The sequence below is a fragment of the Stagnihabitans tardus genome (assembly GCF_009925085.1).
Classification (GTDB): domain Bacteria; phylum Pseudomonadota; class Alphaproteobacteria; order Rhodobacterales; family Rhodobacteraceae; genus Stagnihabitans; species Stagnihabitans tardus.
In genome coordinates this window covers 101269-115831 of sequence record NZ_JAABNR010000004.1, presented here as the reverse complement: position 1 = coordinate 115831, position 14563 = coordinate 101269, and the positions used below count along the sequence as shown (strand labels likewise).

Genomic DNA, 14563 nt, shown 5'->3' with positions numbered 1-14563 from the left:
GCGGTGAGCCAAACCATCGCCATATCGGCACAGAACGTCATCAAGGCGTTCGGCCATGGGGAACACGCCGTCCGCGCCTTGGACGATGTCTCGCTGGACATCCGCAAGGGGGAGTTCTTCACGCTGCTCGGCCCCTCGGGCTGCGGCAAGACCACGCTTCTGCGGCTGATCGCGGGCTTCGAGATGCCTTCGGGCGGCACGATCCTTCTGGATGGCGCCGATATCACCAACCTGCCGCCGAACAAGCGCCCGGTGAACACGGTTTTTCAGTCCTATGCTCTGTTTCCTCATCTGACCGTGGCCCAGAACGTGGCTTTCGGGTTGGAAATGTTGGGAAAGTCCAAGTCGGAGGTCAGCGCGCGGGTGGCGGAGATGCTGGCCCTGGTCAAGCTGGACCACCTGGCGGCGCGGAAAACCAGCCAGCTTTCGGGCGGCCAGCAACAGCGCGTGGCCCTGGCGCGGGCGCTCGCGCCGCAGCCCAAGGTTCTGCTTCTGGACGAGCCCTTGTCGGCCCTGGACCTGAAACTCCGCAAGGAGATGCAGATCGAACTCAAGCGTCTGCAACTGGAAACCGGCATCACCTTCGTCTTCGTCACCCACGACCAGGAAGAGGCGCTGACCATGTCCGACCGGATCGGCGTGATGAGCTCGGGGCATCTGCAACAGGTGGGCTCGCCTAAAGAGATCTATACGCGGCCCAGGAACCGCTTCGTGGCCTCCTTCATCGGCGAGACCAACTTCCTGCCCGCCACGCGCGAGGCCCTGGGCTACCGCCTGGACTGCGGCATCGTCGTGCAGGCCCCCGCCAGCCAGGCCCAAAGGGTCACCCTGACCATCCGCCCCGAACAGCTGCGCCTTGTCCCCGAGGCCGAGGGCGATGTGCCGGTCAAGATCACCAACCTCGTCTATTTCGGCACCGACACCCATTGCCACATGTCGCTCCCCGACGGGACCGAGGTCGTGGCGCGGCTGCAATCGCCCTCGGATGGCGAAAGCGGGTTGCAGGTCGGACAGGGCATCGGCCTGCGCTTCTTGCCCGGCGCGCTCCAGGTGCTGGAGGAATGAGCGGGGCGCCCCTCTCCGGGCCCTCGCAGGCCGAGGCCGCCCTGGCGGCCAAGACCGTGCGCGGCGGCTGGCTTCTGTCGCTGCCCGCGCTGGTGCTCCTGGCCGTGGCGGCCGTCGGGCCGCTTTTGATCATGGTGGTCTATTCCTTCCTCCTTCCGGGCGAATATGGCAATGTCGAATGGGGCTTTTCCTTCGACGCCTGGACCGGGATCCTCTTCACCCGCGATGTCTTCGACGACACCCTGCGGCTGGAGGACGCCCATCTTTCCATCCTCCTGCGGTCGGTCAACCTGAGCCTTCTGACCACGATCTTCACCTTTGCCGTGGGCTTTCCCACCGCCTGGTTCATCGCGACACGGCCGCAGAGGCAAAGGGCGCTCTGGCTTTTCCTGATCACGATCCCCTTCTGGACCAACCTTTTGATCCGCACCCTGGCCATCAACGAGATCATCCGGGCCGAGGGGCTTTTGAACAATATCCTCATCGGCCTGGGGCTGATCGACCAGCCCTTGCAGATCATCTACACCGATACGGCGGTCTTCATCGGCATGACCTATGTCTACCTGCCGCTGATGGTCCTGCCGCTCTTCGCCGCCATCGACCGTTTCGACATGCGGCTCCTGGAGGCGGGATACGACCTTTACGCCACGCGGTTCCAGGTGCTGCGGCGGATCATCGTGCCGGTGGTGAAACCGGGGATCATCGCGGGCTCGATCCTGGTCTTCGTCCCGGCGCTGGGGGCTTATGTCACGCCGCGCATCCTGGGCGGCGGCAAGCAGATGATGATCGGCAATTTCATCGAGCTGCAATTCGGCCAGGGTCGGAACTGGCCCCTGGGCGCGGCGCTGTCGGTGACGCTTCTGGTGATCGTGACGGCCGCGCTCTTGGTCTATGTGCGCTTTGCCAACCGCGAGGTGCGCCATGGCTAGGCCCATCAGCCACCTGCCCGGCTTCACCCCCATCGCCATGGCGGTCTTTGCGGCGCTCTACCTGCCCCTGGTGATCCTGGTCTTCTACTCCTTCAACGCGGGCGAGGACCTGGCGCATTGGGAGGGCTTCGGCCTGCACTGGTTCGCCAAGGCCTGGGAGAACGACCAGGTCAAGGATTCGACGATCCGCAGCCTGTGGCTTGCGGCGGTGGCCGCCGTGATCTCGACCGTGGTGGCGACCATGGCGGCGCTCGGCACGACGCGGCGGGCCAGGTTCAAGGGCCAGACCTTCATCTATGTCATGATCAACCAGCCCCTGATGGTGCCGGAAATCGTGACGGCGGTGGCTTTGCTGATCTTCTTCGCCTGGTTCAAGGTGACGCTGGGATACCAGGGCATGGGCTACCTCGTGCTGGCCCATTCGGCCTTCTGCATCCCCTTTGCCTATCTGCCGATCCGGGCACGGCTGGAGAGCATGGACCTGACGCTGGAGACCGCGGCCGCCGATCTTTACGCCACGCCCTTCGCCACTTTCCGGCGGGTGACCTTTCCCCTGCTCTTGCCGGGGATCCTGGCGGGGATGATGCTGGCCTTCGTCACGTCACTGGATGACGTGGTGATCACCGTCTTCGTGAAATCGGCAGGCCAGGACACATTGCCCACCTATATGCTGGGCCAGATCCGCCGACAGGTTTCGACCGAGGTCTATGCGATCTCGACCATGCTTCTGGGGCTGACCGTGGTGATGCTGGTGGCCTTCATGGCGCTGACACGGAAAAAAGACTGACACAACAGGGAGTAAACGATGAAGAACCTTCTGACGGCGACGGCGATGCTGATGGGCCTGACGGCCATGGCCCAGGCCGAGGGCGAATTGCAGCTCTACAACTGGGGCGACTATACCTCGCCCGAGCTCTTGGCGAAATTCGAAGCGGAGACCGGGATCAAGGTCACCGTCACGGATTATGACAGCAACGACACGGCACTCGCCAAGATCGAGGCGGGTGGTTCGGGCTTCGACCTGGTCGTGCCCTCGGCAAACTATGTGCCGATCTATGTCGAAAAGGGCCTCGTGCAGGAGCTGGACCTGTCCAAGATCCCGCATCACGGCAATATCGCGCCCGAGTGGATGAATGTCGACTATGACCCCGGCCGGAAGTTCTCGATCCCGTGGCAGTGGGGCACCACCGGCATCGGCATGAACAAGACGCTCTATGCGGGCGATATCAACACCTCGGCCATCTGGCTGGACCCGCCGGCGGAAGTCGCGGGCAAGATCAACGTGACGCCCGAGATGAACGACGTCCTGGCCATGGCCACGATGTACCTGGGCGGCCAGCCCTGCTCGGAGGATGCCGAGCTGATGAAGAAGGTCCGCGACAAGCTCCTGGAGGCCAAGCCCAAGTGGGTCTCGATGGACTATGGCATGACCGAGAAGATGTCCTCGAATGACGTCAAGGCGACGGTCTATTGGAACGGCGCCATGTTCCGCTCGCGCCTGGCCAATCCGGATGTGAGCTTCGGCCTGCCGCGCGAAGGCTTCCCGATCTTCATGGACCAGGTGATGCTTCTGTCGGATGCGAAGAACGTCGAAGAGGCCTACAAGTTCCTCGACTTCATCGCGCTCCCGGAAAATGCCGCGCTGATCTCGGCCTTTGCCCGCTATGGCAACGGCATCGCGGGGTCGGAAGAGTTCATGCCGGCCGACATGAAGGACGCGCCCGAGATCGTCATCCCGGAAGAGCTGAAATCCAAGGGCGTCTTCCTGAAGACCTGCACCGGCAAGGCCCAGGACTATATCACGGCGATCTGGACCGAACTGCAGAAGTGAGTTGCGCCGCCTGACGGCGTCGCCCGAATGGGGGGGAGGGCCTTGCCCTCCCCCCCATACCCCCCTTCCCGCGTGAGAGGGACTTTGCCCCTCTCACACTCTCCCCGAGTATTTGGACCAAGTTGAAAGGGCCGTGATGGAGCTTTGGGAGATGTCGGCCTCGGATCTGAGCCGGGGGATTGCGGCGCGGGACTTTGCGCCGTCGGAGGTCATGGCTGCGCATTTGGCGCGGATCGGAGCGGTCAATGGCGCGGTGAATGCGGTGGTGTCGCTGCGCGATGCGGATGCGTTGATGGCCGAGGCGCGGGCGGCGGATGATGGGGTTGGGGGCTGGCTGCATGGGCTGCCGCTGGCGGTGAAGGATCTGTGCGCGACCAAGGGCTTGCGGACGACCTGGGGCTCGCCGATCTACAAGGATTTCGTGCCGGTGAAGGATGATCTTCTGGCCGCCCGGATGCGGGCCGCGGGGGCGATCTTCATCGGAAAAACCAACACGCCGGAATGGGGGCATGGCTCGCAGAGCTTCAACCCGGTCTTTGGCGCGACGCGCAACCCCTATGACCTGGGGCGCACGGCCGGGGGCTCGTCGGGGGGCGCTGCGGCGGGGCTGGCCGCGCGGATGCTGCCGGTGGCGGATGGGTCGGACATGATGGGCTCCCTGCGCAACCCGGCCGGGTTCTGCAACGTTTACGGCTTTCGGCCGAGCTGGGGGCTGGTGCCTGCCGATGCCGAGGGGGAGGCTTTCCTGGCCACCCTGGCGACCGAGGGCCCGATGGGGCGGACGATCGAGGATGTGGCGCGGCTCTTGGCGGTCCAGGCGGGGGTGAACCCCGAGGTGCCCTTTGGCCGGGAGCCTGGGGATTTCACGGGCGCCCTGGAGCGGGCCTCGCTGAGGGGCAAGCGCATCGCCTGGTTGGGCGATTGGGGCGGGGCCTATGCGATGGAGCCCGGGATCCTGGAGATCTGCCGGGCGGCGCTCGCGCAGATGGAGGAGATGGGCGCCATGGTCGAGGAGGTGGCGCCGCCCTTCCCGGCGGGCGACCTCTGGAGCGCCTGGGTGACGCTGCGGGCCATGCTGAACGCCAATGGTTTTGCCGAGCTGTTCTCGGACCCGGCCAAGCGGGCGATGATCAAGCCCGAGACGCTGTGGGAGATCGAGGCCGGAAAGGGGATGAGCGCCGAGCAGGTCTATCGGGCCAGCGTGATCCGGTCGCGGTGGTATGCCGAGGTGGCGCGGCTGTTTGAACGCTTCGACGCGCTGGCCCTGCCGACTGCCCAGGTCTGGCCCTTTGCCGTCGATGTCAGATGGCCGACTGAGATCGCGGGCGCCCGGATGGACACCTATCACCGCTGGATGGAGGTGGTGATCCCGGTCTCGCTGGCAGGCCTGCCCTGCCTGTCGCTGCCGGTGGGCTTTGGGGCGCAGGGCCTGCCGATGGGGATGCAGCTGGCGGGGCCTATGGGGTCGGACGCGGCGGTGCTGGCCATGGGGCAGGCCTGGCACCTGGCGACGGATTGGCCGGGGCAACGGCCTCCGCTGCTGTGAGGTGGGGCTTTTGAGCGCTGACCTGAGAGCGCGGGTCCATGACCTTGCGCCCCTGGTTGATTGGCCTGATTGACTGCCCTGGTGACGTCCTGACCCGGTAACTTCCTGAAACGGTAGCTTCCCGACCCGGCAACCTCCTGGCCCGGCAAAGTCCTGCCCCGGTAGCTTCCTGACCCAGTCGCTTCTTGGCCTGTCAACGTCTTGACCCTGTGATTTCCCGTCCGATCACCTCTCGCCCCCGTCATCTCGATCCGCAGGACCTCCGGACCCTGCCTTCCCCAGCCCCTTGTCCCGCCAAGACCGTGCCGCCCGGGCCCGTGGTCCAGTCGGCGGGGCTGCGGCACGACGGAAAAGCGCGCCGGTGCAGTCGGCAGAGCCTAGGCGCCAACAGTCGGCAGGGCGCGGGCGCCAAGCTGGCGCAAAGGGTCCAGTCGGCAGCACCGCCCCCGGCGCCAAAGCGCATTCCCATGGCGCGCTTCCCGGGGTAAGCCTGCGCCATGACCCTCCTTCTCCGCCTCCTCCTCTGGACCGCGCCCCGGCTCATGCTGGGCCTGGCCCTCTGGCGGGCCCTGACCGGGCGCGAGACCTGGGCCGATTTCGCCGAGCGACGCGGCGCCGTTGGACCGAATGGCGCCATCTGGGTCCATGGCGCCTCGAATGGAGAGCTTACGTCGGCCCGCTGGGTCATCGAGGCCCTGGCCGCAGAGCATCCCGTCCATGTCACCGCCTCGACCGTCACCGGGCGCGCCCTGGTCCGGCAGAGCCTGCCCGGCGTCACGACCAGCCTCGCCCCCCTCGACCTTCCTGGGGCGCTCAGACGCTTCGGCCGCCCCAGGGCCTTCGTCAATCTCGAGGGAGAGTTCTGGCCCGCCCGCTTCCGCCACTTGCAGGGTCTGCCCATCGCCCTGGTGGGGGCGCGGATGTCCAGGCGCTCGGCGCGGTTCTGGGGCGGCGCAGGCGCCGGGTTCCTGAGCCATGTCACCCTGGCTTCGGCCCAGGATGCGGGGTCGGAGGCGCGGCTCAGGGCGCTTGGCGTTTCGGGCTGGCTGCCGCCCTGCGACCTCAAGGCCGAGGCCATGGCGCGCAGCCGCCTCGCCCCTCCCCGCCCCAGGGCCGAGCGCGCCGGGGTGCTTCTTGCGGCCTCGACCCATGCGGGCGAGGATGGGCCCCTGCTTGACGCCTTCATGGCCTCGGATTTCACCCTGCTGATCATCGCCCCTCGCCATCCAAGGCGCGGCGACGAGATCGCAAGCCTGATCGCTGCCCGGGGTCTGGCCTTCTCCCGGCGCTCGGCCGGGGCGGGAATCCCGCTGACGCCGGGCAAGCGGGTCTACCTGGCCGACACCCTGGGCGAGATGCCGCTTTGGTATGCGATGGCGGGGGCCTGTTTCGTCGGCGGCTCGCTGGTGGATAAGGGCGGCCATACGCCCTGGGAGCCCCTGGCCCATGGCGCGGCCATCCTGCACGGGCCGCATGTGGCGAATTTTGCCGCGACCTATGCGGGCCTCGACGCCGTCGGCGGGGCCAGGGTCTGGGGGCCCGAGGCGCTGAGGGGTCTGGATGGCGCGACGCAGGACCGCATGGCCGAAGCTGCACGCAGTTTGAGCACGACAGCGGGAGGAGAGGCGCTTTTGACCGCCCTGCGGGCCGCGATCCTGGGCCCGGAACGCAAAAAGTGACGCAAGCGGGCTTGCACAAGCGCGACAACCTGCCACAGTGACGACAGGGGCGCCGGACTGAGAAGCGCTCCATGTACAGTGCGATCGAGCAGCCTCATGTCCATTGCCTTTGACGAACCCGGTCCTCACCTGTCTCCCGTATCGCCTGCGGCGCTGGGGCAGATGGCGGCGCTGTGCTGGCGGCTGAAGAAGGGAAGGGTCGAGGTCCTGATGGTGACCTCGCGCGAGACGCGGCGCTGGGTGATCCCCAAGGGCTGGCCGATGGCGGGCCTCGCGCCCGAGGAGGTGGCCGCGCGCGAGGCCTGGGAAGAGGCCGGGGCGCTTGGCAAGGTCTCGGGCGATCCGCTGGGGCGTTTCGTCTATGACAAGGTGCTGAATGACCGCTCGGTCCGGTCTTGCTGCGTGACGGTCTATCCCCTGCGGCAGCGCGAGGTGAAGGCGCGCTGGCCCGAGCGCAAGGAGCGGCGGCGCAAGTGGTTCGGCGCCGAAGAGGCGGCGGGCCTGGTGGCCGAGGCGGGGCTGGCGGAGCTCCTCGTGGCCCTGGCCCAGGACCCCGGGCTTCTGGCCCCCGCGGCGCGGCATCGCAAGGGGCTCAAGGCCTGACGTCCGAGGCGGGGTCGGGTGGCCTTTCGGGTCGTGAAACTTTTCGGTAAACTCCATGTCTCATGCTGGGGCCATGGCGGAACCCTTGGCGCCATGCAGGGTGCAAACAGAAGTCGGGATTGGGTCGCAAATGATCCGTTACACGCTGAAATGCCCGAAGGGGCACGGGTTCGAAAGCTGGTTCCAGTCGGGCGAGGCCTTTGAGGGGCTGCGCCGGGCCGGGCATCTGTCCTGCCCGGACTGCGGCGCGACCGAGGTGGACAAGGCGCTGATGGCGCCTCAGGTGGCGCATGGCACGGCGCGGGCCGCCGACCTCGCCCAGCGCGAGGCCGCCCTGGCGGAGTTGCGCCGCAGGGTCGAGGAGAATTCGGAATATGTCGGCATGAATTTCGTGACCGAGGCGCGGGCCATGCATGCGGGCGATGCGCCCGAGCGGGCGATCTATGGCGAGGCGCGGCCCGAAGAGGCCATCGCGCTTCTGGAAGAGGGGGTCCCGGTGGCGCCCCTGCCGTTTTTGCCGACGCGCAAGACGAATTGAGGGATTGCGCCCGGCCTTCGGCCGGTCGCCCAGGGCGGGGGGGCTTGCAGCCCCCCCGCACCCCCCAGATCGGGGGGCTTTCGCCCCCCGAGCCCCCCAACCAAAGGGGCGCAGGCGCCCCTTTGGAAACCCCGTGGATATTCCTGGACCAATGAAGGACGGATGATGGAACGCCTGGATGCAATGGAAGAGCGAATGGCGCATCTGATCCGGGCGGTCGAAGACCTGTCCGATGTCGTCGCCGCCCAAGCCCGCGAGATCGACCGCCTGACGCGGCTCTCGACGCTTCTGGCCGAACGCGAGGCGGAACGGGAAGCCATGGGTCACGAGGCCCCCGCCGCCAATGTCCGCCCGCCGCATTGGTGAGCGCAGGGGCCCAGGTCGGGACATGGAGCCCTGCGCCCCGGGCCGCAATCTCTCCAGAGTGCCCCTTCCCCCGGGACCACGACCTGCCGATCCGCTGCGCCCCGGGTCGCAATCCCGCCGGGCAAGATCCTGGATCATGGGGCAGAGGACAGAGCCAAGGCGCATGACGAAGGCGCTTTGCTGTCCAGCGCCCTCCTCACGCCGATTGACTGCCCGGGGCCCTGTGACAACTGCGGCGTGACCATTCCCCCCGGATGAGCCCGAGACCCGAGACGGTTGGGCCGCAGGCCCAGAGGCGAGATGACCGCTTGCGGGCCCCCATGGGGCCCGCTCCGCTTGACGCCGCTCAGTCGCCCCCGACCTCCGCCAGAAGCTGCGCATTGCCGCCCGAGGCCGTGGTGTCGATGCAGATATGCCGCTCCTGCAGCACATGGCCAAGGTCGGGCGCCCCGGTGATCAGCGGCAGGATCGGTCCCTGCCGCGCGGCCAGGGCCTGGACATAGGCCCGGGCCTGGTCCGCCTCGCCCCACCACAGCGCGCCCGAAAAGCCCTCGAGCCGCTCCAGCGCCTTGGGCTCCAGCCCCTCCGCCGCGACGCCCCGCCCCCCCAAGGCCCCAACCGCCGCCACCTGGCCCGCCACATCCGGCCCCAAGCACAAAAGCGGAGCCCGCGCGATCAGCGTCAGGCGGTTCGACTCCCCCGTGGGTCCGGGAAGGTCCAGGGCGCGCAGGACCGCCGCCGCCACCTGCGCCGCGCTGGCCGCCAAAGAGCCCCCCGCCACGCGCGCGCCCCCCGCAGTCGGCAGGGCGCCGCTCGCCGCCTCGGGCGCCCCCCCCACAGTCGGCAGGGCCCCCGTCACGAAACGGCCCAGGTAATGCGGCCCGCCTGCCTTGGGACCGGTGCCCGAGAGCCCCTCGCCGCCGAAGGGCTGAGACCCCACCACCGCCCCGATCTGGTTGCGGTTCACATAGACATTGCCGACATGGACGTTTGAGACCACCTCTTGCACCCGGTCGTCGATCCGGGTGTGAAGACCGAAGGTCAGCCCATAACCCGTCGCATTGATCGAAGCGATGACCGCAGGGATCTCGCCCGCCTTGAAGGTCGCCACATGCAGGACGGGGCCGAAGATCTCGCGCGGCATCTGCGCGATGCCCTTGACCTTCAGGACCACCGGGGCCACGAAGCTCCCCCCTTTCGGCGCGGTAAGTTCGGCCAGGACCCGCCCCTCGTTGCGGGCCGCTGCGATGTAATCGGCAATCCCCTTCTGCGCCTCGGCATCGATCACCGGGCCGATATCGGTCTCGAGCCCCCAGGGGTTGCCCAAGGACAGGGTCTCCATCGCGCCCTGCAGCATGGTCAGGACATGGGGGGCGATATCCTCTTGCAGGTAAAGGCAGCGGAGCGCCGAGCACCTTTGACCGGCGCTCTGGAAGGCCGCAGCGATCACGTCGCGCACGGCCTGTTCGGGCAAGGCCGTCGAATCCACCAGCATGGCGTTCAAGCCCCCGGTCTCGGCGATGAGCGGCGCACCGGGGTCGAGATGCGCGGCCATGGACCGCCGGATCAACAGAGCCGTCTCGGTCGAGCCGGTGAAGGCCACGCCCTTCACCCGCGCATCCCGCGTGAGCGCCGCCCCCACCGCGCCATCGCCGGGCAGAAGCTGCAAGGCGGCCCTTGGCACCCCCGCCTGGTGCAAGAGGTCCACGGCCAGGGCCGCGATCAGCGGCGTCTGCTCGGCCGGCTTGGCCAGGACCGCGTTCCCCGAGGCCAAGGCCGCCGCCACCTGGCCCGTGAAGATCGCCAGCGGGAAGTTCCAGGGCGAGATGCAGGCGAAAACCCCGCGCGGGGTGCCTTGGGTTCCGCCTGCGTAATAGCGCAGGAAATCCACCGCCTCGCGCAGTTCAGCCACCGCATCGGGCAGGGTCTTGCCCGCCTCCCGCGCCAAAAGCGCGAAGATGGCGCCGAAATTCGCCTCGTAAAGGTCCGCGGCGCGGTTCAGGACCTCGGCGCGGTTGGGCGCGCCCCAGGGGGTGGCCGCCGTCAGCGCGGTCTCGACATCGGCCAGGGAGGCGGTCACGACATGGCCCGTCAGGCTCCCATCGGCGGAGTTGGGCACGCCCAGCCGCTTGTCCCCTTGCACGGCGCCCGCAAGGCGGGGGCCCGCCTCGAAGATCGTGGCGCGGAAGGGGGCGCGGGCAGCCTCGATGGCGGCCAGGTCGGTGGCATCGCTCAGGTCGAAGCCGCGCGAATTGCGGCGGGGGGCGAAGAGATCGGGGCCGGAGGTCACGGGCTGCTTGCGCGGGGTCTCCATCGCGGTCAGGGGGCAGGCTGCGACCTTTTCCGGCGGGATCTCGGCATTGACGATCTGGTTGACGAAGGAGGAATTGGCGCCGTTCTCCAACAGCCTGCGCACGAGATAGGCCAAAAGGTCGCGGTGGGCGCCCACCGGCGCATAGATCCGGCAGCGCGTGCCGCGTTCGGTCAGGACCAGGTCGTGGAGCCGCTCTCCCATGCCATGCAGGCGCTGGAACTCATAGGCGCCTTTCGGCAGGCCTTCCGCCATATGCAGGACGGCGGCGACGGTATGGGCATTGTGGGTGGCGAATTGCGGATAGATGCGGTCGGTCATTCCCAAGAGCTTGCGCGCATTGGCCATATAGGAGGCATCGGTAGCCTCCTTGCGCGTATAGACCGGGAAGGAGGTGAGGCCCATGACCTGCGCCCTTTTGATCTCGGCATCCCAATAGGCGCCTTTCACGAGGCGGACCATGATCTTGCGGTCAAGGCGCGTTGCGGTCTGGTAAAGCCAGTCGATCACCGCACCCGCGCGCCGCCCATAGGCCTGGACCACGACGCCAAACCCGTCCCAACCCTTCAGCGAGGGGTCCGAGAGCACCGCTTCGATGACCTCGAGCGAGAGGGTCAGGCGGTCGGCCTCCTCCGCGTCGATGTTCAGGCCGAGGCCTGCCGCCTTGGCGAGGCCCGCCAGCGAGGCGAGGCGGGGGACCAGCTCCTCCATCACCTGCGCGCGGCGGGCGACTTCATAGCGGGGGTGGAGCGCGGAGAGCTTGACCGAAATCCCCGGGTTGGTGCGGATGTCGCCATGGGTGGCGGCACGCGCAATGGCGGTGATCGCGGCGGAATAGGACAGGTGATAGCGGTGGGCATCGGCTTCGGTCCGCGCGGCCTCGCCCAGCATGTCGTAGCTGTAGGTGTAACCCTTGGATTCCAGCTCGCGGGCGCGGTCCATCGCGGCCTGGATCGTCTCGCCCAGGACAAAGGCGCGGCCCATCTCCTTCATGGCGCGCGAGACGGCGGTGCGGATCACGGGCTCGCCCAGGCGTTTCATCGCGCCCTTCAGATGGGCGACGATGCCGGGCTCGCGGTCCTCCAGCACCTTGCCGGTCAGCATCAGCGCCCAGGTCGAGGCGTTCACCAGCGAGGAGGAGGAGCGCCCCAGGTGGCGGCCCCAATCGGCCGGGGCGATCTTGTCCTCGATCAGGGCGTCCATCGTGGGGGCATCGGGGACGCGGAGAAGGGCCTCCGCGAGGCACATCAGCGCGATGCCCTCGTCGGTGGAAAGCCCATATTCGGCCAGGAAGACCTCCATCAGCCCGGGTTTCGCGCTGGAACGGATGCGGGCGACGAGGGCGGCGGCGTCCCTCGTGATGGCGGCGCGGGCGCCTGCGTCCAGCGCGGCGAGGGAGAGGTTCGCGGCGGTCAGGGTGGCTTCATCGGCCAGGGTGCCGTGGCGGAGGATGGTCAGGGCGTCCATGATGCTTCCCATGCTGTTTCAGCCAGTATATCAGGGAACATCCGGGCGATTTTCCCGGGCTGTGGGTTTTCGCAGGCCGTTTGGCCTGAAATGAGGGGTCATGACATGCCAAACGACCTGGACAGCTTTGACCTTGCCATCCTGGCCGTGCTGGAGGGCGAGGGGCGGCTCTCGGCCGCCGAGATCGGCGCGCGGGTGGGGCTCTCGAAAAGCCCGGTCCAGGCGCGGATCAAGCGGCTGGAGGCCTCGGGCGTGATCCGGGGCTATGGGGCGCGGCTCGACCGCGTGGCCATGGGGCAGGCCCATGTCGCTTTCGTCGAGGTCAGGCTGTCGGACACCCGCGAGGCGGCGCTCCAGGCCTTCAACCGCGCGGTGCTTGCGGTGCCCGAGGTCGAGGAATGCCACATGATCGCCAGCCGCTTCGACTATCTCTTGAAGGTGCGGACCAGCGACATCCAGGCCTATCGCCGGGTCCTGGGCGAGAGGATTTCCGCCCTGCCCCATGTGGCGGGGACCTCGACCTATGTGGCGATGGAGACGGTGAAGGACTAGACGCGGCGGGGTGAAGCCCGCCTGCCGCCTCAGCCCCGCAATATCCGCGCCTGGAGCCCCGGATCGGGCAGACCGCAGAGGTCGCCCCGCCCGAAGATCCTGTAGCGGTTTTGGGCGAGCCGCGCATAAAGCCAGTCGCGCGGGCGCTTGGGGATCAGCCGCAGGACCGAGGTCAGCCGGCCAAAGCCGCCGAAGCTCTCCCCGGCATGGATGACCGCGTCGAAATCGGCATGGGCGCGGCCCCGGTCGATGTAAAGCCAGGAGGAGGGGTCGCGCGGCTGGAACCCGTGGTGGCGCAAGAGCGCCGCGCCCAGCGGGCTCTGGACCGGGCAGATCCGCACCCGGCCCGAGCGGTCGAGCCGGTGGATCATCCGCGCGCCAAAGGAGCAGATGGCGCATTCGGCATCCATCACCGCAACGGGGACGGAATCGTCAAAGGCCGGAACCTCGGGGTCCTGGCGCCAGCTGTAATCCATCGCATCCCCCGTGCAGAGGTCCGGGACCCGCGCGCAGGTCCCGGAGCGGTCCGAACCTTGGACCCGGGGTCAGTCCTTGGGCTTGGAGGTCAGCTTGACCGCCGAGACCGCCGCCTTGGCCGCGACCTCTTTCTTGGGCTTCTTCACGTCCTTGCGCTTGTTCAGTCCCTTGGCCATCACACCCTCCTGGCGTTGCATTCCACACCCGCGACGGGCTGCCCCGGACTTGATCCGGGGCCTCCCTCTCAGGCCAGTTTCTCGGCGATCATCTTCTCCAGCTTGATCGCGTCAAGGTTGAAGTTGCGGATCCCCTCGGCGAGCTTCTCGGTGGCCATGGCGTCCTCGTTGTGCTCCCAGCGGAAGGCCTCTTCCGAGGTCGGCGCCGCTGCCGCCCCCGCCGCCCCGGCGGTCAGCTTGCGCGGCAGATCGCCCATGTCCTCACCCAGCTTCGCCAGAAGATCGGGCGAGATGGTCAGCCGGTCGCAGCCCGCCAGCGCCTCGATCTGGCCGGGGTTGCGGAAGCTTGCGCCCATGACCACGGTCGGGATGCCGTGCGCCTTGTAGTGATCATAGATGCGGCGCACCGACAGGACGCCCGGATCGGTCTCGGGCGTATAGGTCTGGCCGGTGGCCTTGGTGAACCAATCGGTGATCCGCCCGACGAAGGGCGAGATCAGGAAGGCGCCCGCGTCCGCACAGGCCTTGGCCTGGGCCATCGAGAACAAAAGCGTCAGGTTGCACTGGATGCCCGCCTTCTCCAGCTCGCGCGCGGCCTGGATGCCTTCCCAGGTCGAGGCCAGCTTGATCAGGATGCGGTCTTTGCCCACGCCCGCCTTGGCATAGGCCTCGATCAGCTGATGGGCCTTGGCGATGGAGGCCGCCTTGTCGAAGGAGAGGCGCGCATCGACTTCCGTCGAGACCCGGCCCGGGACGATGCCCGCAAGCTGGGTGCCGAGCGCGATGGTCAGGTCGAGGATGATGGCTTCGACCGGGTTGGCCACGCCCTTCAGACGCGCCACGGTCTCGGTCACGCGCTCGGCCATGGCGGGGCTTTGCACCGCCTTCAGCACGAGCGAGGGATTGGTGGTGCAGTCCTGGGGGGCCAGGCGGCGCACGGCGTCGATATCGCCGGTATCGGCGACCACGACGGTCATCTGGCGAAGTTGGTCAAGTTTGCTGGACATAGGTTCCTCCGACATA

At 67.7% G+C, this 14563-nt stretch carries 13 protein-coding genes; 10 read left to right on the top strand and 3 right to left on the bottom strand.

Going from position 1 to position 14563, the window contains the following annotated elements; genetic code table 11:
- Positions 1-3: 3 nt before the first annotated feature.
- From GV832_RS05440 to GV832_RS05400, 9 genes are all read left to right on the top strand, one after another.
- Positions 4-1065 (top strand): ABC transporter ATP-binding protein, encoded by a 1062-nt coding sequence (locus tag GV832_RS05440; protein ID WP_168773820.1) that lies wholly within the window; start codon positions 4-6, stop codon positions 1063-1065.
- Positions 1062-1994, top strand: a complete 933-nt coding sequence (locus tag GV832_RS05435) for an ABC transporter permease (protein WP_227754253.1) — start codon at positions 1062-1064, stop codon at positions 1992-1994. The genes GV832_RS05440 and GV832_RS05435 overlap by 4 nt, the downstream gene beginning before the upstream one ends.
- Entirely contained in the window at positions 1987-2781 is a 795-nt protein-coding gene (locus tag GV832_RS05430) for an ABC transporter permease (RefSeq protein ID WP_168773819.1), read from the top strand. Before GV832_RS05435 ends, GV832_RS05430 begins: the two co-directional genes overlap by 8 nt.
- A gap of 18 nt (positions 2782-2799) precedes the next feature.
- Positions 2800-3825 (top strand): extracellular solute-binding protein, encoded by a 1026-nt coding sequence (locus GV832_RS05425; protein ID WP_168773818.1) that lies wholly within the window; start codon positions 2800-2802, stop codon positions 3823-3825.
- A gap of 136 nt (positions 3826-3961) precedes the next feature.
- The gene (locus GV832_RS05420) at positions 3962-5371 is read left to right on the top strand and encodes an amidase (protein WP_168773817.1); all 1410 of its coding nucleotides are present in this window, start codon (positions 3962-3964) and stop codon (positions 5369-5371) included.
- Positions 5372-5868: 497 nt separating this feature from the next.
- On the top strand, positions 5869-7050 hold the full coding sequence (locus GV832_RS05415; RefSeq protein ID WP_168773816.1) for a 3-deoxy-D-manno-octulosonic acid transferase: 1182 nt from the start codon (positions 5869-5871) through the stop codon (positions 7048-7050).
- 96 nt (positions 7051-7146) lie between these two features.
- Positions 7147-7653, top strand: a complete 507-nt coding sequence (locus GV832_RS05410; RefSeq protein ID WP_168773815.1) for an NUDIX hydrolase — start codon at positions 7147-7149, stop codon at positions 7651-7653.
- Between the two features lie 130 nt (positions 7654-7783).
- Positions 7784-8191, top strand: coding sequence for a DUF1178 family protein (locus GV832_RS05405; protein WP_168773814.1), 408 nt, complete (start codon positions 7784-7786; stop codon positions 8189-8191).
- A 162-nt stretch (positions 8192-8353) separates the two neighbouring features.
- Positions 8354-8557, top strand: coding sequence for a SlyX family protein (locus GV832_RS05400; protein ID WP_168773813.1), 204 nt, complete (start codon positions 8354-8356; stop codon positions 8555-8557).
- A 346-nt stretch (positions 8558-8903) separates the two neighbouring features.
- Here GV832_RS05400 and putA read toward each other — a convergent pair whose 3' ends face one another.
- Positions 8904-12335 carry a bifunctional proline dehydrogenase/L-glutamate gamma-semialdehyde dehydrogenase PutA gene (gene putA / locus GV832_RS05395; RefSeq protein WP_227754252.1) on the bottom strand — a complete coding sequence of 1144 codons (3432 nt, stop codon included), beginning with the start codon at positions 12333-12335 and terminating at the stop codon, positions 8904-8906.
- Positions 12336-12440: 105 nt separating this feature from the next.
- On the opposite strand from putA, the gene GV832_RS05390 reads away from it, so the two are divergent.
- Positions 12441-12887, top strand: coding sequence for an Lrp/AsnC family transcriptional regulator (locus GV832_RS05390; RefSeq protein WP_168773811.1), 447 nt, complete (start codon positions 12441-12443; stop codon positions 12885-12887).
- Positions 12888-12916: 29 nt separating this feature from the next.
- Here the strand turns inward: GV832_RS05390 and GV832_RS05385 are convergent, their stop codons facing one another.
- Both GV832_RS05385 and tal read right to left on the bottom strand, forming a co-directional pair.
- A complete protein-coding gene (locus GV832_RS05385) occupies positions 12917-13363 on the bottom strand; it encodes a thiol-disulfide oxidoreductase DCC family protein (RefSeq protein ID WP_168773810.1) in 447 nt (148 codons plus the stop codon).
- Between the two features lie 245 nt (positions 13364-13608).
- Positions 13609-14547, bottom strand: coding sequence for a transaldolase (tal, locus tag GV832_RS05380; RefSeq protein WP_168773809.1), 939 nt, complete (start codon positions 14545-14547; stop codon positions 13609-13611).
- Positions 14548-14563 lie beyond the last annotated feature (16 nt).

Coding starts and splice junctions, on each gene's coding strand:
- GV832_RS05435 (WP_227754253.1), top strand. CDS start 1,062: ATGAGCGGGGCGCCCCTCTCCGGGCCCTCGCAGGCCGAGGCCGCCCTG.
- GV832_RS05430 (WP_168773819.1), top strand. CDS start 1,987: ATGGCTAGGCCCATCAGCCACCTGCCCGGCTTCACCCCCATCGCCATG.
- GV832_RS05425 (WP_168773818.1), top strand. CDS start 2,800: ATGAAGAACCTTCTGACGGCGACGGCGATGCTGATGGGCCTGACGGCC.
- GV832_RS05420 (WP_168773817.1), top strand. CDS start 3,962: ATGGAGCTTTGGGAGATGTCGGCCTCGGATCTGAGCCGGGGGATTGCG.
- GV832_RS05415 (WP_168773816.1), top strand. CDS start 5,869: ATGACCCTCCTTCTCCGCCTCCTCCTCTGGACCGCGCCCCGGCTCATG.
- GV832_RS05410 (WP_168773815.1), top strand. CDS start 7,147: ATGTCCATTGCCTTTGACGAACCCGGTCCTCACCTGTCTCCCGTATCG.
- GV832_RS05405 (WP_168773814.1), top strand. CDS start 7,784: ATGATCCGTTACACGCTGAAATGCCCGAAGGGGCACGGGTTCGAAAGC.
- GV832_RS05400 (WP_168773813.1), top strand. CDS start 8,354: ATGATGGAACGCCTGGATGCAATGGAAGAGCGAATGGCGCATCTGATC.
- putA (WP_227754252.1), bottom strand. CDS start 12,335: ATGGACGCCCTGACCATCCTCCGCCACGGCACCCTGGCCGATGAAGCC.
- GV832_RS05390 (WP_168773811.1), top strand. CDS start 12,441: ATGCCAAACGACCTGGACAGCTTTGACCTTGCCATCCTGGCCGTGCTG.
- GV832_RS05385 (WP_168773810.1), bottom strand. CDS start 13,363: ATGGATTACAGCTGGCGCCAGGACCCCGAGGTTCCGGCCTTTGACGAT.
- tal (WP_168773809.1), bottom strand. CDS start 14,547: ATGTCCAGCAAACTTGACCAACTTCGCCAGATGACCGTCGTGGTCGCC.